The organism is Asticcacaulis sp. DW145, from assembly GCF_037101385.1.
Classification (GTDB): Bacteria; Pseudomonadota; Alphaproteobacteria; order Caulobacterales; family Caulobacteraceae; genus Asticcacaulis; species Asticcacaulis currens.
Genome location: NZ_AP029025.1, coordinates 270,704 through 290,054 on the forward strand (window position 1 = coordinate 270,704; position 19,351 = coordinate 290,054).

The following is a 19,351-nucleotide window of genomic DNA, read 5'->3' on the forward strand; positions in this document are numbered from 1 at the left end:
CGGCGGGGAGGGGATTTCGACACTCCCGATGTGGGTTAACCGACCACATGCTTGCGCCCGAAACCGCTGTGGTTTTGTTCTTTTCTCGCAAGGAAACGACCCTGTGTCCGATGAAAACGCGCGTGCTGCCAGCGCCAAAAAAGGCAGCCCCTTTCTCAATACCGATCAGGCCGCCCACTATATGGGCCTGTCACGCCGCACGCTGGAAAAGTTTCGTGCCGAAGGACAGGGACCCGTCTATCGCCGTCATGGGCGTTATGTTCGCTACCATATCGACGACATCGATGGGTGGTCGCGCGCCTCAGGCCAGACCGACGGGCATATCGAGGCGCGGGTGTGATGGGGGCCCCTAAGAGTCCGACAAGGTCACGCCGCAGACGAGGGCTTATCGCTGGAATGAGCGCTGCGGCCTTGATCGCTTTGGGTCTTTCCACGCGCACCCCGACGCTGCCTTGGCTGATCTATAATGCCAGTTCCAGTGTGCCCATCGGATTTTATATCGCCTCTCCGGTCCGGCAAGTGCAGATGGGTGATCTGGTGGTGGCGCGCCTGCCTAAAGCCGCACGGGACCTCGCGGGTGCAAGGCGGTATGTGCCCGCAACCGTTCCAGTTCTCAAACACGTGGCGGCCCGTGCCGGGGACGCAGTCTGTGCCATAGACGCTGACATTCGTATCAATGGAAAGCCGGTCGCAGTGCGGCGTCTGCGAGACAACCTGAACCGGTCCCTGCCTTGGTGGCAAGGCTGTCGGCGTCTGCGTGCAGACGAGGTGTTTCTTCTCAACACGGCCGCGCCGGACTCCTTTGACAGCCGCTATTTTGGGCCGGTCAGTCGAGATCACGTGATCGGAAAGGCGCGCCCCCTATGATCCGCTGGAAACCGCTCCTCAGCGCGCTGGGCGTCCTTTTGTCGGCGGGAGAGAGCCACGCTCAGACCGCGTCCGCGCTGGCGCGTTGGGCCGAACCCGTGCGCGAAGCCTCGCAGCGGTTTGGCGTGCCCGAGGACTGGATTTATCGCGTCATGCAGGCGGAAAGCGGCGGGCAGACCCATCTGAACAATCAGCCCATCCGCTCAAAGGTCGGCGCGATGGGCCTCATGCAACTGATGCCGGGAACGTGGTCAGATATGCGCGTGGCTCATAACCTCGGAGCCGATCCCGATGACCCGCGCGACAATATTCTGGCCGGCACGGCCTATCTGCGCGCCATGTTCGATCGGTTCGGTTATCCCGGACTGTTTGCGGCCTATAATGCCGGGCCCGCGCGCTATGCGGCCAGCCTGAAGGGTGAAACCCTACCCGCCGAAACGCGCGCCTACCTCAAAAAGCTTGTGCCTGAAGACCAATCTCCGAGGCCCGAAATTCCGTCCCTGACCCCGTCCGATTCAGGCCTGTTTGCGATCAAACGCACCGCCGAAGGTGAGGGGCGCCCAAAACCGTGAGGTGGCGAGATCGGACGAGGTTCGGCGAGGGACGGGAGGGCGACGGGCAAGATAAAAGACCGTCTCTCCGCGACGGTAAGCCTTTGTCTGCACATCGGAAATTCGGGAGACAGGGGCGCGGTCACGAGAGATAGTCGTCGCGCAAGCTTTTGATTTCATTGGGTGGGGAGTCTCGTCAACATGGCCTCTGAAGAGTATTTTGAGCCCAAACTCGGGCGCATACGGTCCCAAACGGCGAAAACGCCCAGATCGTTCCGATCGAGCGTCATCGGGGCGGTGCAGCGCGCCGGTGGTTTCAAGCGGGCCGGAAACGCAGCGGCAAAAGGCGGGGGAAACTATGGCCGCGGCGCGGGCGTCGGACGGGTTCTGACCGCCAGTGCCACGCGAGGCCGAACCGCGCGCCGGGTGGTGGTCAAGGCGCGGTTTGTGCGCCTCGCCGGGAAGGGCGTTCGCGCGGCCGCCGCCCACCTCAACTATCTTCAGCGCGACGGCGTCACCCGCGAGGGCGCGCGCGGCGTCCTCTACGGACCCGACGCCGACCGGATTGAGGCCTCGGATTTCATGGAGCGATGCGACGGTGATCGCCACCAGTTTCGCTTCATCGTCGCCCCGGAAGACGCCCATCTCTATGAGGATCTGAAACCCCTGACCCGGACCGTCATGCAACAGATGGAAGCGGATCTGGGAACGAAGCTCGACTGGGCGGCCGTCGATCACTTCAACACCGGCCATCCCCACACCCATATCGTGGTCCGTGGCCGCGACGATCGCGGCAAGGATCTCGTGATCGCCCGGGAATATCTGAGCGAAGGGTTTCGCGAACGGGTGCAGGCCCAGGTCAGCCTCGATCTGGGGCCACGCTCCGAGCGGGAAATCGCCCAGGCGCTGCAGGCCGAAGTCACTCAGGAGCGCCTAACCGCCATCGACCGTGAGCTCCGCCGCGAGGCCGACGATAGGGGGCATGTCCTGGCCGGACATAGCGACTCGGTAATGAGCGCCGCACGCGCGGGACGGCTGGTCAAACTGGAAGCGCTCGGCCTCGCCGAAAAGCTGCCCGGTGGGAGATGGCGTCTCCACCCGGAGCTGGAAACCACCTTGCGTCAGATGGGGGAGCAGGGAGATATTGTCAAAACCCTGCACCGCGCCCTGAAGGACCGAGGACTGGAGGCGTCGCTGTCGGAGACGCAGATGCATCTGCCTTCGGCGCCTTCTTCGGGATTGGCGAGCACACTGACCGGTCGCCTGATCGAGCGCGGGATACTCGAGGAGCACAGCGATCGCCACTACGTTATTCTGGAGGGAATCGATGGTCGGACGCACTATGTCGATATAGGGCAGGGGAGCCACACAGAGGCGTTGCCCAAAGAAGCGATCCTTCAGGTGACGCCTCGCCGGCCTGACATCCGTGAGGTTGATCGAACGGTGCTTGCGGTGGCGCAAGCCAATGGCGGCTACTACACGACCGAGATACACCTGCGGTTTGATCCGTCCGCTCGCCGGTCTTTCGCCGAAACGCACACGCGGCGTCTAGAGGCGATCCGCCGAACGACCGGGGCGATTGAACGGCTCCCCGACGGTCGGTTTCGTATCGACCCTGACCACCTCGATAAGGCCCTGGCCTATGAGCGCAAGGACGTGGCGCGCTTGCCCGTTTCGATCTCGGTTCAGGCATCGCGGGCACTGGATAAACTGGTCGGGTATAAGGGCGTGACCTGGCTCGACCGCCAATGGGTCGCAGGCCCGTCTACTGAGTGTGCGCACTCAGGCTTTGGACAGGCGCTTCGTTCCGCCTTGCAGGCGCGCCGTCAGTGGCTCCTGGAGGAGGGCATTTGGATGCCCGTCACGGGGCAGGGGGCTGAGACTCTGGACCCGTCTGTTCTCAAGACCTTGCATCAGCAGGAAATGACCGACGTCGCCGCCGGTCTGGAGGCCAGCACCGGCAAGACGTGTCGGACCGTACCGAGAGGGGGCCTGGTGGAGGGCCGACTGCGGGAAATCATCGAGACGGAGTCGGAAAAGTACGCCGTGGTCGAGAGGGCTAAAGACTTCGCGCTGGTGCCGTGGCGGCCCGTTCTCGACAAGCACATCGGACAGGACGTCTCCGGCCTGATGCGCGAAGGGGGGATTAACTGGACCATCGGTCGCGCGCGTGGCCTGGAAATCGATTAACGCGAACGGGTCGCGGACGATCCCTGTGGCCGTGAGCGTCCAGGTGTGGCACAGTGTAAACCGAAAGGCAGCGCCCTATGACCATGCAGACCCGCGTCAAGGAAGTGACGCTTCAGGCGTTACGTGAAGCTATCGCATCGGGGGATCCCGGCGACTACAGCTGTCCGTTTGACGGCCATAGCAATCTTTTGATCTGGAGCCGTCAGGCGCGCGAACTCGACCAGTTCGCGCAAGGTCGGGGCTACCGGTCGCGCGCGCACCCGTCCGCCATGGGGGCCAACCTTGTCGATCTGATTGTCGTGCGGATCTAGCTTGAATGGCTTTTGACGAAGGGCGAGCTAAAGGATAGAGGTAACTGACCTTTCCTTTAACAGTAATCGTCTTGCAGACGGTATAGGGCAACAGACATTGGAACAAAAAACAGACACGACCAATCTCGTCGTTGAAATCGTCACGGCCTATGTGAGCAATAATTCCGTCCCCGCAGCCGAGTTACCGCAACTGATTCACAGCGTCTCGGGGGCTTTAAACAGTCTGACATCTGGTCCGGTTGCCGAGCCTGAAAATAAGACGCCCGCTGTCTCCATAAAAAAGTCGGTGGGTACGGACTACATTATCTGTCTGGAAGACGGTCGCCGCTTCAAATCCCTGAAGCGCCATCTGGCCTCGAAATACAACCTGACCCCCGACGAATACCGGGCCAAGTGGAACCTTCCCAAAGACTACCCGATGGTCGCCCCGGCCTATGCCGAGGCCCGATCCAATTTGGCGAAGCAGATCGGACTGGGACAAGGCGGACGCAAGTCAGCGTCTCAGGCGGCGCCAAAGCCAGGTCGTCGGGCGAAGGCATAGGCTGAATCGGGTGATTTTAAGGGCCTGTCGGGCGACATCCCTCGATCCAGCGCGCATAAAGAAGCCCCGGGGATAGTCCGGGGCTTTTGCCGCTCGAAGGTGGCTTACGCGTTGAGGCGATCCTTGACCGCCTTGCCCGGCTGGAAAACAAGCTTTTTCGAAGCGGCGATCTGAATGGTGGCACCGGTCGACGGGTTTCGACCTTCACGCGCGGGCTTATCCTGAACCTTGAACTTGCCGAAGCTTGGGAAGTTGACTTCTTGTCCCAGAACCGCCGCTTCCACGATGCTGCCAAAGACCGTGTCAACGATGGCCTTGGCCGCCACTTTGGTCACGCCGTGTTCCGTTGCGATTTTGTCAATGAGGTCAGAGGTGTTCATAGGTCTGTCTCCGAATGAAAGACACTGACTTGCCCTCCTGAAGCGGTGTTGGCAATACCCTTGGTCAGGTATCCACCGGAAGAGCCAACGGGCCTTCACTGCCAATGGTGAACGGGGAGGCATGAAGCCACCTGGGCATTGGGCTCCGGTCTATGGTGCCAGTTAATCTTCAGGCAGGTCGTAAGCGTCGAGCCTCACCCCATCGCCGTCGATCACAATCTCGATGACTTCGTTTACCAGCTGTCCCGTGGCCCCAAGGTGATTCAAAAGGGCCTGGAAGAGCTCGCGTTGCCGCACGGGCGGGACCTGGGGAACGACAATAACCAGACCGGGATGTAGCTGTTGACGGCTATATAGACGCCTGAAATCTGCCGCGTTGTTCGTGACGAAGGTGTAGTCCCCTTCGATAATCCGGGGCATAAGGTCCCAGTCCGTGGTGCCGCTGAGCCCAAGCCAGTTCACATGATCGCAGTGATGTCCGGACTGCTGAGCGACCGCCACAAGCGAAGTGTGCAGGCATTCGTCGATGAGGAACCTCACGCGCCGACGCCCGACAGCTTCCCAAGAGAAACGCTGGATCGGGGGGTGTCGCTCCCGTCTGGCCGCTTTTTAGGGCGCCCCACGGCGGGATGTGCGGCCGCCCAGACCCGAGCCAGCTCCAGCCGACGCGCGTTGAGTTTGGGATACCCCTCGAGGAGTTCGGCGTCTGTCGCCCCGTCGCGCAGCATGCTGGCAACAAGTCGGACAGGGATACGCGTGCCTTTGAAGACAGGTTCCCCACCCATCACCGTCGGGTCTGTCGAGACATCAGATTCCGCCTCCGTCAGATCTTTCACGCCTCTTTCGATCTCCTTGCGGGCCGCCGCGACGTCGATGATGAGATAGTCACCGGCCTTGACCGTTTTCGCTTTCGGCTCGCGCTCAATCTCCGCAAAGAGTGCGACGCGCCACTCCTGGCTTAAGGCACCCCCAACCTCTTTCCAGAGTTTGAGTTTCAGAACCGCCATTTCAGACAGTATGCGCTTCGACTTAACGATGCCTGGCCGCGATTGAGCGACGACGATATGCTTGTCGATCGCGTTATGAACCGCTTTTACGTCCACACCGGTAACGGCGGCGGCCTGCGCGGGAGTAAAGGTTCGGGACAGGGCTTGCATAATTATTCTCCTTAAGAAGGATAATTATCATAATTTGAGGGCCTAGTAAATTCCGAGCGAGCGTAAAGATCGACGGGTGTCCCAGCAATGCCAGCAGTCAACACGTTCACACAGCCCTGGCTTTTTCAGGCGCCAGCGTCTGCGCCTGGGATGAGAGTCGGCGTAAGAGTAGCTGTGGCGTACGGGCCGTAGATATGAAATCTCGCCTGGTTCGATGATCCTGTCTCAGACGCGCAGCCGGATGCTGAGCGCAGCGAGACAGAGCCGTGACGCCAACGAAATTCCTCATCGGTCAGATAAGTCTGGTCCTCGGGATCGTCATCCTCGGGGTATGGGCATCGACGCAATGGGCGGCGCATCAACTGGCCTACCAGGCGCAATTGGGCGCGCCGTGGTTTCGGGTCTCAGCTTGGCCGGTCTATCGGCCCTGGCAGGTGTTTGTCTGGTGGTTCCATTACGAAGCCTATGCGCCGGCTGTTTTCCATCGCTGTGGCCTTATGGCGGCATCAAGCGGCGGGCTGGGTTGCGTTGCGGCTGTGGCTGGGTCGTTATGGCGCGCCCGTCAGTCGCGACGCGTCACGACCTATGGCTCGGCGCGTTGGGCATCTTTGGACGAGGTGAGCAGAGCGGGTCTTCTCCGCGAACGCGGTGTTTTTCTGGGTCGGCTCGGCCCGGACTATCTGCGCCATGATGGCCCGGAACACGTTCTGGCGTTTGCGCCTACGCGGTCAGGTAAGGGCGTCGGGCTCGTGGTGCCGACCCTTCTCTCATGGACCGGTTCCGTCATTGTCCATGACATCAAAGGCGAAAACTGGGATCTGACAGCGGGGTGGCGGTCGCGGTTCTCCCACGCGGTCCTGTTCAATCCGACCGACCTGCGCTCAGCACGCTACAACCCCCTTCTGGAAGTGCGCAAAGGCATCAATGAAGTGCGCGATGTCCAGAATATCGCCGACATCCTGGTCGATCCGGAAGGGTCGCTTGAGCGGCGTTCCCACTGGGAAAAAACCAGTCATTCCCTGCTGGTAGGCGCCATTCTTCATGTGCTTTACGCTGAACCGGAAAAGACGCTGGCCTGCGTGGCCCGCTTACTCTCCGACCCCGATCGCTCCCTGGTAGACACGATGAACGGTATGATTGCTACCAATCATTTGGGTGGTGAGGACGAGCCGCCGCGCGTGCATCCGGTCGTGGCGTCGGCCGCCCGAGACATACTGAACAAAGCCCCCAACGAACGCTCAGGGGTGCTCTCGACGGCCATGTCCTTTCTTGGCCTTTATCAGGACCCTGTCGTGGCCGCGACGACATCGACCTGCGACTGGCGCATCGCGGATCTGGTCAATGCCGAGAGCCCGGTGTCGCTCTATCTCGTGATCCCGCCCTCAGACATTTCACGCACCAAACCTCTGGTCCGTCTGATGCTGAATCAGATCGGGCGTCGGCTGACCGAACGGCTGGAGGGTGATCCCGCCAAGCGCAACCGTCATCAATTGTTGATGATGCTTGATGAGTTCCCGGCTCTCGGCCGTCTCGACTTCTTTGAGACCGCGCTCGCCTTCCAGGCGGGCTACGGCATCCGGGCCTATCTGATTGCGCAATCCCTGAACCAGATCTCCAAAGCCTATGGTGAGAACAATTCCATCCTCGATAACTGCCACGTCCGGATTGCGTTTTCCTCAAACGATGAGCGCACGGCCAAGCGCATATCCGATGCGCTGGGCACCGCCACAGAGCAGCGTGCCCAGCGCAACTATGCCGGCCACCGTCTGGCACCCTGGTTGTCTCACGTCATGGTCTCGCGTCAGGAAACGGCACGGCCGCTTCTGACGGCGGGGGAAGTGATGCAACTGCCGCCAAGCGACGAGATTGTGCTGGTCTCGGGTTTGCCGCCCATCCGGGCCAAAAAGCTGCGCCATTACGAGGATCCGAACTTCCGCTCTCGCCAGCTACCGGCGCCCGTCCTCAGCACAGGCCCTTACCGGGACGTGCCACCTTTACGGCCCAACGACTGGGAACATCACATACGTTTCACTGATGCCCGTCTGATCGCGACCTTATCAGTGGCCAATGAGGACGTTCCACCGGACGGAACGGTTAAAAAGGGCGAGGCTGACTCCGAGGGGCGCGACGTCAACCCCGCGTCTGTCGATGCCGAGGTGACAGCCCCTGACACCACAAACGAGGAAGAAGCCGCTGGCGACTCCCAGCACTTGAGGAACCTGCAGACGATAGCCGCCATCACAAAGGCCGGGTGCGTCAGAGAGCAAGCTCAAACGCTGGCCAAAGGTCGAAAGGGAAGCCGGGGGAAGTCGGCCGGTAAGGAGAGCCAAACTCTCGATTTGTTCCTGGATCAGGGAGGTGTCTCATGACCGCTAAAAAGGTTCGACATCAATTGTTCCTGGGCCCAGAGGTCAGCGCGCGTTTAGAGACGCTGGCCGCTAAACCCGGCATGAACAAATCCGCGATTCTGTCGGATGCCGTAACCGCGTGGCTTGAGCGCCGTGCCTCCAACGAACTGGATGCGCATTTCGGGAAGCGTCTGGACCGGCTGTCCGTACAGCTGAACCGCATAGAGCGCGATCAGCTTATCCTGCTGGAAAGCCTCGCACTTTTTATCCGGCTCACGCTCCTGCGGGATGCCCATTTGCCAGAAGCCGATGCGGCAACCCGTGCGCAGGCACGTGCGCGCTATGACGCCTTTGTTGCCCAGGTCGGCCGTATAATCGCCACCGGTCAGTCGTCGCTCAATCCAACCACTTCTAGGGAGGGCGAGTGATGGACCCATTATCGATCCCCCATCAGCGCCTGCGGGCCATGTTGCGGACCGCCATGGGGGAGGGGCTGGCCGCCGCCCTGGCCGATCCCGCCGTGTTTGAAATTCTCGTCAATCCCGATGGCACTGTCCGCTTTGATCGGGCCAGTGAAGGACGGGTGTTGTGTGACGTCATGATGCCTCCGGCAGAGGCCGAACGGATTATCCGCCTGGTAGCGAGCCATGTCCGTACTGAGATCCATCCAGACTCCCCCATCGTCAGTGCTGAATTGCCCATGTCTGCCGACGGTACGGGCGGCGAACGCTTCGAAGGCCTGTTGCCGCCAGTCTCGCGCGGACCGTGCTTCTCGATACGCAAGCCGGCCTATCGCCTGTTTGGCCTCGAGGACTATGTCGCGGCCTGCGTCATGACAAAGGCTCAGGCGGAGGTCTTACGGCGCGCGGTGTGTTCGCGCCAGAACATCCTGGTGGCCGGCAGCACAAGCTCCGGCAAGACGACCCTGACCAACGCGCTTTTGGCAGAGGTCGCCGCCCTGGGTGAGAGGGTCGTATTGATTGAGGACACGCGCGAACTGCGCTGCGCAGCGGAAGATGTCGTCGAATTGCGCACCCGGCCCGGTCATATCGCCATGGGTGATCTCGTCCGCTCCACCCTGCGTCTTCGGCCTGACCGCATAATCGTCGGGGAGGTGAGGGGGGCGGAAGCGCTCGACCTTCTCAAGGCCTGGAACACTGGCCATCCCGGCGGCATCGCGACGCTGCACGCCAATTCGGCCAAAGGGGCCCTGTTTCGTCTGGAGCAACTCGTTCAGGAAGCCGTGACCCATGTGCCGTCGGCCCTCATCGCCGAAGCCGTAGACGTCATCGTGTTCATCCGCGGGGCCGACCCACAGACCGGCATCCCTCGCCACGTCGCTGAAATCGTCGGGGTGCAAGGCCTCGATGCGCGTGGCGGTTACGTCCTTCGCCCGATGCTTCCACTCGGGGAAGACCCTGGTACCGCGCGTTCAACCCTTATGGAGATGTAGATGTTCAAAACCCTGTTTCATTCGCCGGCGCCGGTTTGGCGGCCGGAAATCCTCAGCAAACCCGTCGCCGCGCTGGGGTTGTTGAGCCTTTGGATCGGTCTGTCCCCCGCCGCACAGGCGGCGGGCTCAGGCATGCCATGGGAAGGGCCGCTGCAGCAGATCCTCGACAGTGTCCAGGGCCCGGTTGCCAAGATCATCGCGGTCATGGTGATTATTGTGGCGGGCCTCACCTTGGCCTTCGGTGAGACCTCTGGCGGCTTCCGCAAGCTCGTGCAGATCGTCTTTGGTCTGTCAATCGCCTTTGCCGCCTCCTCCTTCTTCCTCAGCTTCTTCAGCTTCGGTGGGGGGGCCGTCATCTGATGGCCAGCCGCGTCGAGGGCTTCGATGTCCCCCTGCACCTATCCCTCACGCAACCCCTGCTCTTGGGTGGCGCGCCACGGACCCTGGCGATTGCCAACGGGACCGTGGCCGCCGCCCTAGGCCTCGGCCTGCAGATGTGGCTGCCCGGTCTCGGCCTTTGGCTGATCGGGCATACCCTGGCGGTCTTTGCCGCCCGTTACGATCCCGATTTCGTGCCCGTCCTCCTGCGTCACCTCCGACAGAAAGGCTATTTCGCATGTTGAACCTGCGCCAATACCGCCAGACGACCGATCGTTTGTCCGATCATTTGCCCTGGGTCGCACTCGTCGCGCCGGGCGTCATCCTCAACAAGGACGGCAGCTTTCAACGTACGATCCGCTATCAGGGCCCGGACCTCGAAAGCGCCACGCCCGCCGAACTGGTCAGCGTCACCGCGCGCGTCAACAATGTGCTGCGTCGCTTCGGTACGGGGTGGGGGCTCTTCTTTGAGGCCTGCCGTGCCCCGGCCATTCGGTATCCCGAGCCTGGCCACGAAACCGGGATAGCCCGCCTGATCGATGAAGAGCGCCGCGCGGCCTTCGAAGGGGAGGCGAGGGCCCACTTCGAGAGCCAATACTATCTGACCTTCGTCTTCATGCCTCCCGCCGATGTTCTGTCTCGCGCGAGCCAGGCCCTGATTGAGACCCCTGATACTGAGCCGGGAACAGAGACGCGCCGGGACTGGAAACGCGAACTTCAGATGTTCGTCAATCGGACAAACGCCGCCATCGATCTGTTAGCCGGGATCATGCCGCACATCGAACCGTTAGACGATGCAGAGACCCTGACCTATCTGCACAGCACGGTCTCCGCCAAATCCCATCTCGTGGCGGTGCCAGAGATTCCCGTGTATCTTGACGCCGTCCTCGTCGATACGCCTTTAACAGGGGGCATGTCGCCCCGGCTGGGCGATCAGCACATTCGCACGATCACGGTACTGGGCTTCCCCAATCATACCCATCCGGGACTGCTTGATGCCCTGAATCATCTGGCCCTCGGCTATCGCTGGACAACCCGCTTCATCGCGCTGGACAAGGAGATGGCTGTCAAGACCCTGACACGGGTTCGTCGCCAATGGTTTAATAAGCGCAAGTCCGTCACTGCCATGCTGCGCGAGGTGATGTATGCGCAAGCCTCGCCTCTGACCGACACCGATGCCGACAACAAGGTGGCTGATGCCGACGCGGCCCTTCAGGCATTGGGCGGTGATCACGTCAGCTTTGGCTATCTCACCACGACGATCTCAGTGTTCGATACTGACGCCCACATGGCCGATGAAAAGGTCAGGGCGGTGGAACAGGCGGTCAATAGCCTGGGCTTCACCACGTTTCGGGAGACCCTGAACGCCGTCGAAGCATGGCTCGGCTCACTGCCCGGGCACCTCTACGCCAATGTGCGTCAGCCGCTGATCCACTCGCTCAATCTGGTTCACCTGATGCCGCTCTCAGCCGTCTGGGCGGGGCCTGAGCGCAATAGCCATCTCGATGGGCCACCCCTGCTGCATGCGGTGAGTTCGGGGGCAACGCCATTCCGCCTATCGACCCATGTCGGTGACGTTGGGCATATGATGGTTCTGGGACCAACGGGGGCGGGCAAGTCGGTCTTGCTGGCTTTTCTGGCGCTACAGTTCCAACGCTATGCGGGGGCGCAGACTTTCATTTTCGACAAGGGCGGCTCGGCAAGGGCCGCCGCCCTCGCTATGAACGGCAAGCACCATGCCCTCGGACGAACCGCAGCCCTGTCGTTTCAGCCCTTGTCTATGATCGACGATCCGGACGAGCGTACCTGGGCGCTGGAATGGATTTTAAGCCTTCTCCTCAATGAGAAGGTCGAGGTGACCCCGGATATCAAGGCCGCCGTTTGGACCGCGCTCAATAATCTGGCAGCGGCCCCTATGGGCGAGCGCACCCTGACTGGCCTCAGCGTCCTGCTCTCGTCCAATGCGCTGAAGCAGGCGCTTGCGCCCTATACGCTTGAGGGCGCTTACGGGCAGTGTCTGGATGCGGACCGCGATGGGCTCGATCTGGCGCCCATCCATTGTTTTGAGACCGAAGATCTGATGGGCGATGCCGGTCTGGTGGCCCCTGTCCTGACCTATCTGTTCCACCGACTTGAGGCCCGCTTCGACGGGCGTCCGACGCTACTGATCCTTGATGAGGCCTGGGTCTTTCTCGATAACCCGCAATTTGCGGCCCGCCTTCGGGAATGGCTTAAGGTCCTGCGCAAGAAGAATGTCAGCGTCGTATTTGCCACCCAGTCTCTGGCCGATATTGCTGAGAGTGCCATTGCGCCGGCCATTATCGAGTCCTGCCCGCAGCGACTCTTCTTGCCCAATGAGCGGGCGGCCGAGCCGCTGTCTCAGGCGGCCTATCAGCGCATGGGCCTGAACGACCGGCAGGTCGAACTGATCGCGCAGGCGATCCCGAAGCGCCAATACTATCTGCAGTCCCGGCGCGGCAACCGTCTGTTCGATCTGAACCTCGGCCCGCTGGCCCTGTCCATTTGTGCCGCGGCGTCGCCCGAGGATCAACGCTTGATCGATAGGGTGGTGGACGCCGAGGGGCCCGAACCGTTCGCCCCCGCCTTTCTGGCGGCGCGGGGCTTATCCTGGGCGGCCGATCTCCTGAAACCCCCGTAGGCGCCTTACCGCTCACTCACCTGACCATCCCGATACCTGCCCCGGCAGGTCACGCCCTTCCTTTGCCCATATTCGGAGTCTTCCCATGTCCCACAACGCTTTGCGTCGCTTCTCCATCGCCCTGATGATCAGTGCATCGTTCTCGGGCCTGTTTGCGCCGGTATCAGCCCAGATCGCTGTTTTCGACCCAACCAACTACACCCAGAATATCCTGCAGGCGACGCGCGCCCTTCAGACAATCAACAACCAGATCCAGTCGCTGCAAAATGAAGCGCAGATGATTCGCGACATGGCGACCCAGTTGAAGCGTCTCGACGTCTCCGCATTGCTGAAGCTCAACAAGGATATCGCCGCCATCAACGACCTGATGAAGGAAGCCAGGGGCATTGCCTTCACCCTGTCACAGACGCGCGCCGCGCTTAAGGCTCAGTTTCCGCGGGGCTACGATTTATCGATCTCAGGCAGAGGGTTATCGGCGCAAGCTGAGGCCCGTTGGCAAAGTGCCATGGACGCGTTTCAGCAGACGCTTCTGGTGCAATCTCAGATCTCGGAAGCCCTGCAGTCTGATGCCGGTACGCTGAATGATCTGGTTCGCGCCTCAGAGTCAGCCGACGGCGGCTTGCAGGCCCAGCAGGCGGCCAATCAGCTGTCCGCCCTTGTGGCCAAACAGCAGATGCAGATCACGACGCTGATGGCCGCCCAGTACCGGGCCGAAGCGCTCGATGCAGCAAGGAAGGCCGAAGGAGAGGCCGCCGGCAAGGCGGCTACAAAGAAGTTCCTCGGTTCAGGCAAGGCCTATACGCCGCAGTAATTCAGCAAAATCAATCATGTGGAGGGGCATTCCTCATGGCCGATCTCAATATTATCGATTCCTTTCTGGCGACCTTCATCGCCTATATCGACTCCGGGTTCGGTCTGCTCCGCGGTGACCTGGTGAGCCTCACGAGCCTTCTGATCGCCATAGATGTGACGATCGCTGCCCTGTTTTGGGTATTGGATGAGGAAAGTCAGCTGTTTGGTAAGCTCATCAAAAAGGTCCTCTATGTCGGTGCCTTTGCCTACATCCTGAACAACTTCCAGTCTCTGGCCAATCTGATCCATCAGTCCTTCGCCCAGTTGGGCTTGACTGCCAGCGGGGGCACTGTCGCCGCCGGTGATTTGCTTAAACCTGGACGGCTGGCCGGCATAGGGTTTGAGGCGGCGCACCCGTTGCTGGAGCAGGTGGCCGATCTCATGGGGCTCGACACGGTCCTCGCCAATCTCCTGACCATCGTCGTGCTCCTGATCGCCTGGCTGATCGTGCTTTTGGCCTTTTTCGTTCTGGCCATCCAGCTTTTCATCACGGTGCTGGAATTCAAGCTGACCTGTCTGGCGGGGTTTGTCCTCGTACCCTTTGCCTTCTGGAACAAGACGGCTTTCCTCGCTGAACGCGTGCTGGGCAACGTCATTACGTCCGGCATCAAGATCATGGTGCTGGCGGTCATCGTCGGCATCGGAACGGGGTTTTTCGCGCGCTTTGTCGGTGCGCTCGATGGCGCAGAGCCCGACATCAATCAGACCATGACGCTCGTTCTCGCTTCGCTGACGCTTCTGGGCCTGGGTATCTTCGGCCCCAGCATCGCTTCAGGCCTGGTGTCGGGGGCGCCCCAACTGGGCGCGGGGTCTGTCCTCGGTACGGTTGGGGCTGCCGCTGCGGCGGGTATGCTGGCAAGCGGTGGGGCAATGGCGGCGGCGCGCCTGGCCGGAGGTGCCGCCGGTGGCACCTCGGCCGTTCAGGCCGCCTCAAGCATGGGCAGTGCACCCGGCGGATCAACCGGTGGCGCGTCGGTCTCTGGAGGGGCGGGGCCAGCGCCAGTCCCACCCTCCTCATCGCCGCCATCATCATCAGGCGGAGGTGGCGGAATGGCTACGGCAGCAAGCGCATCCAAGGCTCCAGAGCAAGCTCAACCCGATTGGGCGAAGAAGATGCAGCGCGAGCAAAGGCTGCGCGGTCATCTGCATGCGGCCCAGACGGCCATATCCGCTGGGGACCAGCCCGTCGCTTCCGCCAACCCTGACATCACTCAAAAGGAGTAGACCATGCGGTTCAAACGACCCGTCCAGCGCTATGGCGATAGCCCGGAACCCGAAACCCCCTACCAGAAAGCGGCGCAAATCTGGGACGAGCGTATTGGCACCAGTCAGGCTCAGGCCGCCAACTGGCGGCTGATGGCGCTCGGCGCGTCCGTCGTGTCCCTCTGTCTGGCGGGTGGCATGATCTGGCTTGCTTCGCAGAGCCGCGTCACGCCGTATGTCGTTGAGGTCGATAGTCAGGGTGGTGTGCGGGCGGTGGCACCCGCGGTTGAGACCTACCAGCCTACCGAAGCCCAGGTCGCGTGGTTTCTGGCGCGCTTCATTACCAATGTCCGATCTTTGTCGATCGATCCGGTGCTGGTGCGTCAGAACTGGCTTGAGGCCTATGCCTTTGCCACGGACCGTGCGGCACAGGCTCTCAACGCACAGGCACAGGCCAATGATCCGTTCGCGGGGATAGGGGAGCGCAGCGTGACGGTGTCGATCCTAAGCGTCGTGCGGGCGTCGCCAAAAAGCTTTCAGATCAAATGGAAGGAACAGGCCTATTCGCGAGGATTGCCAGATAAAACAACCTACTGGACCGGAATCCTCAACGTTCAGCGGAGCCTGCCCAGGCGCGAAGACGTCCTGCGCAAGAACCCGCTCGGCCTCTACGTCACCGACCTCTCCTGGTCTCAGGACTACAGCGGCCCCGAGGCGAAGCCGTCCGTTACTGCCGTAACCACCCCACCTTCAGAAGGAGTACAGCCGTGAAAACCGTCGTCCTGACTTGTCTTGTCGGGTCCTGTCTTGCGCTGACGCTGCCCGCGGTGTCCGATGCAAAACCCGTGCGGAAGACCTCGCCCACCGCGCGCGCCATTCAGGCCGCAAACGCAGCCGCGACCCAAGGCCCAGAACCGGGCAGCTATCTCAATGCCGTTCAGGTCTATACCTTCACTGAGGGCACGCTTTACCGGCTGTTCACGGCGCCTGACAAGGTCAGCGATATTGTCCTGCAGACGGGCGAGAGCCTGATTTCAGTCTCGGCCGGCGACACAGGCCGATGGGTGATCGGTGACACCACCAGCGGGAGCGGTGAGGGCAGGCAAACCCATATTCTCGTCAAGCCATACACAGCAGGACTTAGCACGAACCTGATTATCACCACGGATCGGCGGACCTATCACCTCCAGCTGGAGAGCACCCGGTTGACGGCTATGGCGGCGGTCACCTGGCGTTACCCGCAGGATCAACTCCTGACGAAAAAGGCGGAGGCGCCCGTTGAGGTACCATCTCCGCCCGTACCCGTCATCGTGGGTTTATCGCTGGAGAGTCTGCGCTTCAGCTACACCATCACAGGTGCCAGGCCGGCGTGGCGTCCCGTGCGCGCCTTCGATGACGGCCAGAAGGTCTATATTGAGTTCCCTGCCGATCTGGCCTTGGGGCAGGCACCGCCGCTTTTTAGTGTCGGTGCGGACGGCAAGCCCGAACTTCTGAACTACCGCGTTCAGGGCCGGTTCTACGTCACCGATGTTCTGTTCAGCGCGGCGGAACTACGTCTGGGTACCAGGCGGCAATCGGTCGTGCGCATCACCCGAACGGGTGAGGGGGCGGCTAAAACACCGGGAGCGCGTCATGAATGATACTGTCGCCACTCCCAAGATCGACCCCGAAACTCTGGTCCTTCGTGCTCAACCGCGCCGCATCATTCGCTTCAAGCGACACGTGCTGGTGGCATCCGCTGCTGTGGCCTGCCTTTCGTTATTCGCCGTGACATGGCTGGCACTTGGGGCGTCGGCGCCGCGGATGGTCACCCCGCCGGAAACCTTCAATCCGGATAAGGTCGCGGACACGCAGAAGGTCCAGCCCGAAAAACTGAGCCAGTTGCCGCAAGCCTATGATCAAATTCCACCAGGCGTGCCTCATCTGGGGCCGCCTTTACCGGGCTATCCAGGCGAGCCGACTTTACAGGGCCCGCAAAAGCCGATGCAGGAGGGACGGTCTGGTGACGAGGGGGGTGGTGGCGTGGCTGCGCCGGCGACCGTCAGCGGGGTGTTTTTCCAGATTGCGCCCCGCCTCTCGACGGTTGCAGGCAAGGCCTCGGCGCCTGACGTTCGGCCTCAGGATGCCTTGATGTCACGAATTCCAACCGGTCTGGCTGAAGTTGCGCCTCTCGCAAAACCGGATTTTGTCGATCGCACAGGCTACGGCGGCATCTACAACAGCCACGAGATGCAGACACCGGTCTCGCCCTATCAGGTCATGGCGGGTACTGTCATCTCCGCCAGCCTTGTCACCGGCCTGCAATCTGACCTTCCGGGGTTCGTCATCGCCCAGGTGTCGCAGCCTGTTTTTGATTCCGTTTCGGCCCAACACCTGTTGATCCCGGCGGGCACGCGACTTCTTGGGCAATACGACGATCAGATCGCCTTTGGACAGTCCCGCGCACTCGTCGTTTGGAAACGTCTGATCCTGCCCGATGGCTCTTCGCTCGAAATCGACAATCTGCCAGCGACAGATACGGAGGGTTATGCGGGTCTGGCCGACAAGGTGGACTACCACTCGTGGAGCCTGCTCAAGGGTGTGGGACTGTCCACGCTTCTGGGGTTGGCTTCGCAAAGCGGCGAAACCGACGATGATAGCGATCTTGTGCGCGCGTTTCGGGAGGCAACCCGTGACACGGCCAATCAGGCGGGGCAGCGGATGGTCGATAAGGCTTTGAATATCCGGCCCTCCATCACCGTTCGACCTGGATGGCCGGTGCGGGTCATCGTACACAAGGACCTCATTCTGAAGCCGTATTCGGGAGGGGCCGGACATGGTTGATCTGAAACTTGCGAAGCTACCGGATCGGACGCCGGTCAAGCTGACGATCACGCTGGGCGCGGAACTGAATCAGTGCCTCAGAGACTATGCCGAGCTCTATGCGGCCGCTTATGGGGCCACCGAACAGGTCGTCGATCTCATTCCGTATATGCTGGAGGCGTTCCTCCAGAGTGACAAGGGCTTTCAGCGAGGAGGTAAGAAGTGATGCGCACTAATTCAAATGAACTTACGGATGGCAACGGAACCGTCATGTTGCCGGAAAAGCTGGCTTACAGCATACCTGAGGCGATATTGGCCACAGGCCTCGGTCGAACGTTCCTCTATGACCGCATGATGTCGGGAGAGCTTAAATCACGCAAATTGGGTGGACGGCGAGTCATTCTGAAAAACGACCTGATGGAGTACCTCAACTCAAGCCCGCCGGGGCAGGGCTTAAGCTGGTAAGAGCTGAGTTCACGCAATTCAAATTGACGGCCTCCGGAACAATTCGGAGGCCGTTTTTTTTTGCCTGAAAGGGTCGCACGAAGAGTGAAACTTCGGCATCTGATCGTCCGTCTGCGAACGGAACCGTGTCAGATCGTTCGGGAACGCCTTTAGGCTTGTTTTTAGGCTGGGGACTTGGTGAAGTTTGAAAAAGCCTATTTCTTTCAGCGTGTTAGACGGAAAGAAATGGCGGACAGAGAGGGATTCGAACCCTCGATAGAGTTGCCCCTATACACGCGTTCCAGGCGTGCGCCTTCAACCACTCGGCCACCTGTCCATCACTGGCAAGACCACGGCATCGCCTTTGGTCTTGGGAAGGCGGCGGTTATAACCGTCCACCGATAAATCGCAAGCCCCTAACTGGCCTCTGGCGCTATCTTTTTTACACCCTATATGTCCGCCATAGACCTTATATTGGGGATAAATTGCCCCGCCTGCTCAGGAGCCGTACATGTTCGGTAGCAAAACCCGCCTGATTTCCCGTGAAGACGCCCTGCCGGGCCGTGCCGAGGCTCTGCCGACCGACACGACTCACGCCGTGCTGGGCACGCCGCTCAAAGGGCCCTTCCCGGCAGGCACGGAGACCGTGGTGTTCGCCATGGGCTGTTTCTGGGGCGTCGAACGCCTGTTCTGGCAGCAACCGGGTGTCTTTACGACGGCGGCCGGCTATATCGGCGGCTATACGCCCAACCCGACCTATCGTGAGGTGTGCACCGGTCAGACCGGCCATACCGAAGGCGTCCTGGTCGTCTATGATCCGCAAACCCTCAGCTTTGAGGCGCTGTTAAAGCTGTTCTGGGAGCGTCACGATCCGACGCAGGGGATGCGTCAGGGCAATGATGTCGGCACGCAGTACCGTTCGGCCATCTTCACCACCACCGAAGCGCAGTATGAGGCGGCGCTGAAGTCGCGCGAGGCGTTTGAGGCGGCCTTGTCGGCCAAGGGTCTTGGCCCGATCACCAGCGAGATTTTCGGACCCGACAGCGATCAGCCCTTCTACTATGCCGAAGACTACCATCAGGGCTATCTGGAAAAGAACCCGGAAGGGTATTGCGGCCTGAAAGGCACGGGCGTCACCTGCGCCATTTAAGAGAACCCTCGCCGGGTACGGGCTCCGCCACCTTGGCCGCCGCCGCAATGGCGCCTTGAGCGGAA

General features: G+C 61.1%; 23 protein-coding genes and 1 tRNA gene. 20 read left to right on the forward strand and 4 right to left on the reverse strand.

Features of this window, described 5'->3' with window-relative positions; translation table 11 throughout:
- The first annotated feature begins 103 nt into the window (after positions 1-103).
- From AACH73_RS12395 to AACH73_RS12420, 6 genes are all read left to right on the forward strand, one after another.
- Positions 104-340 carry a helix-turn-helix domain-containing protein gene (locus tag AACH73_RS12395; protein WP_338736126.1) on the forward strand — a complete coding sequence of 79 codons (237 nt, stop codon included), beginning with the start codon at positions 104-106 and terminating at the stop codon, positions 338-340.
- 56 nt (positions 341-396) lie between these two features.
- Entirely contained in the window at positions 397-867 is a 471-nt protein-coding gene (locus AACH73_RS12400; RefSeq protein ID WP_338736127.1) for a S26 family signal peptidase, read from the forward strand.
- Positions 864-1,439 carry a lytic transglycosylase domain-containing protein gene (locus AACH73_RS12405; protein WP_338736128.1) on the forward strand — a complete coding sequence of 192 codons (576 nt, stop codon included), beginning with the start codon at positions 864-866 and terminating at the stop codon, positions 1,437-1,439. Before AACH73_RS12400 ends, AACH73_RS12405 begins: the two co-directional genes overlap by 4 nt.
- A 162-nt stretch (positions 1,440-1,601) precedes the next feature.
- On the forward strand, positions 1,602-3,608 hold the full coding sequence (rlxS, locus tag AACH73_RS12410) for a relaxase/mobilization nuclease RlxS (RefSeq protein WP_338736129.1): 2,007 nt from the start codon (positions 1,602-1,604) through the stop codon (positions 3,606-3,608).
- A 77-nt stretch (positions 3,609-3,685) separates the two neighbouring features.
- Complete coding sequence (locus AACH73_RS12415; RefSeq protein WP_338736130.1) at positions 3,686-3,919, forward strand: hypothetical protein; 234 nt, start codon at positions 3,686-3,688, stop codon at positions 3,917-3,919.
- 97 nt (positions 3,920-4,016) lie between these two features.
- Complete coding sequence (locus AACH73_RS12420; protein WP_338736131.1) at positions 4,017-4,460, forward strand: MucR family transcriptional regulator; 444 nt, start codon at positions 4,017-4,019, stop codon at positions 4,458-4,460.
- Between the two features lie 104 nt (positions 4,461-4,564).
- Here AACH73_RS12420 and AACH73_RS12425 read toward each other — a convergent pair whose 3' ends face one another.
- The 3 genes from AACH73_RS12425 to AACH73_RS12435 all read right to left on the reverse strand — a co-directional run bounded on the left by AACH73_RS12425 (position 4,565) and on the right by AACH73_RS12435 (position 5,997).
- Positions 4,565-4,840, reverse strand: a complete 276-nt coding sequence (locus AACH73_RS12425; RefSeq protein WP_338736132.1) for an HU family DNA-binding protein — start codon at positions 4,838-4,840, stop codon at positions 4,565-4,567.
- A gap of 162 nt (positions 4,841-5,002) precedes the next feature.
- Positions 5,003-5,380, reverse strand: a complete 378-nt coding sequence (locus AACH73_RS12430; protein ID WP_338736133.1) for a DUF5615 family PIN-like protein — start codon at positions 5,378-5,380, stop codon at positions 5,003-5,005.
- Positions 5,377-5,997, reverse strand: a complete 621-nt coding sequence (locus tag AACH73_RS12435) for a DUF433 domain-containing protein (RefSeq protein ID WP_338736134.1) — start codon at positions 5,995-5,997, stop codon at positions 5,377-5,379. Before AACH73_RS12435 ends, AACH73_RS12430 begins: the two co-directional genes overlap by 4 nt.
- Before the next feature lie 266 nt (positions 5,998-6,263).
- On the opposite strand from AACH73_RS12435, the gene AACH73_RS12440 reads away from it, so the two are divergent.
- The 13 genes from AACH73_RS12440 (at position 6,264) to AACH73_RS12500 (ending at position 18,157) form a co-directional block, all read left to right on the forward strand.
- Positions 6,264-8,366, forward strand: coding sequence for a conjugal transfer protein TraG (locus AACH73_RS12440; RefSeq protein WP_338736135.1), 2,103 nt, complete (start codon positions 6,264-6,266; stop codon positions 8,364-8,366).
- A complete protein-coding gene (locus AACH73_RS12445) occupies positions 8,363-8,773 on the forward strand; it encodes a CopG family transcriptional regulator (RefSeq protein WP_338736136.1) in 411 nt (136 codons plus the stop codon). Before AACH73_RS12440 ends, AACH73_RS12445 begins: the two co-directional genes overlap by 4 nt.
- Positions 8,773-9,798: a P-type conjugative transfer ATPase TrbB gene (gene trbB, locus AACH73_RS12450; RefSeq protein WP_338736137.1), complete on the forward strand. Its 1,026-nt coding sequence runs from the start codon at positions 8,773-8,775 to the stop codon at positions 9,796-9,798. The genes AACH73_RS12445 and trbB overlap by 1 nt, the downstream gene beginning before the upstream one ends.
- The gene (locus AACH73_RS12455; protein WP_338736138.1) at positions 9,799-10,158 is read left to right on the forward strand and encodes a TrbC/VirB2 family protein; all 360 of its coding nucleotides are present in this window, start codon (positions 9,799-9,801) and stop codon (positions 10,156-10,158) included.
- Complete coding sequence (locus AACH73_RS12460) at positions 10,158-10,421, forward strand: VirB3 family type IV secretion system protein (RefSeq protein ID WP_013479958.1); 264 nt, start codon at positions 10,158-10,160, stop codon at positions 10,419-10,421. The genes AACH73_RS12455 and AACH73_RS12460 overlap by 1 nt, the downstream gene beginning before the upstream one ends.
- On the forward strand, positions 10,415-12,835 hold the full coding sequence (gene trbE, locus AACH73_RS12465) for a conjugal transfer protein TrbE (RefSeq protein ID WP_338736139.1): 2,421 nt from the start codon (positions 10,415-10,417) through the stop codon (positions 12,833-12,835). Before AACH73_RS12460 ends, trbE begins: the two co-directional genes overlap by 7 nt.
- Before the next feature lie 85 nt (positions 12,836-12,920).
- Positions 12,921-13,646: a P-type conjugative transfer protein TrbJ gene (trbJ, locus tag AACH73_RS12470; protein WP_338736140.1), complete on the forward strand. Its 726-nt coding sequence runs from the start codon at positions 12,921-12,923 to the stop codon at positions 13,644-13,646.
- Between the two features lie 35 nt (positions 13,647-13,681).
- On the forward strand, positions 13,682-14,911 hold the full coding sequence (trbL, locus tag AACH73_RS12475) for a P-type conjugative transfer protein TrbL (RefSeq protein WP_338736141.1): 1,230 nt from the start codon (positions 13,682-13,684) through the stop codon (positions 14,909-14,911).
- Between the two features lie 3 nt (positions 14,912-14,914).
- On the forward strand, positions 14,915-15,661 hold the full coding sequence (gene trbF, locus AACH73_RS12480; RefSeq protein ID WP_338736142.1) for a conjugal transfer protein TrbF: 747 nt from the start codon (positions 14,915-14,917) through the stop codon (positions 15,659-15,661).
- Complete coding sequence (gene trbG / locus AACH73_RS12485; protein ID WP_338736143.1) at positions 15,658-16,530, forward strand: P-type conjugative transfer protein TrbG; 873 nt, start codon at positions 15,658-15,660, stop codon at positions 16,528-16,530. Before trbF ends, trbG begins: the two co-directional genes overlap by 4 nt.
- Entirely contained in the window at positions 16,523-17,713 is a 1,191-nt protein-coding gene (locus AACH73_RS12490) for a TrbI/VirB10 family protein (protein WP_338736144.1), read from the forward strand. Before trbG ends, AACH73_RS12490 begins: the two co-directional genes overlap by 8 nt.
- The gene (locus AACH73_RS12495; protein WP_338736145.1) at positions 17,706-17,918 is read left to right on the forward strand and encodes a DUF2274 domain-containing protein; all 213 of its coding nucleotides are present in this window, start codon (positions 17,706-17,708) and stop codon (positions 17,916-17,918) included. Before AACH73_RS12490 ends, AACH73_RS12495 begins: the two co-directional genes overlap by 8 nt.
- Positions 17,918-18,157 carry a helix-turn-helix domain-containing protein gene (locus tag AACH73_RS12500; RefSeq protein ID WP_338736146.1) on the forward strand — a complete coding sequence of 80 codons (240 nt, stop codon included), beginning with the start codon at positions 17,918-17,920 and terminating at the stop codon, positions 18,155-18,157. The genes AACH73_RS12495 and AACH73_RS12500 overlap by 1 nt, the downstream gene beginning before the upstream one ends.
- A 226-nt stretch (positions 18,158-18,383) precedes the next feature.
- Here AACH73_RS12500 and AACH73_RS12505 read toward each other — a convergent pair.
- Positions 18,384-18,473: transfer RNA gene (locus AACH73_RS12505), tRNA-Ser, on the reverse strand.
- Between the two features lie 174 nt (positions 18,474-18,647).
- Between AACH73_RS12505 and msrA the strand changes: the two genes are divergently transcribed.
- On the forward strand, positions 18,648-19,286 hold the full coding sequence (gene msrA, locus AACH73_RS12510; RefSeq protein ID WP_338736147.1) for a peptide-methionine (S)-S-oxide reductase MsrA: 639 nt from the start codon (positions 18,648-18,650) through the stop codon (positions 19,284-19,286).
- Positions 19,287-19,351 lie beyond the last annotated feature (65 nt).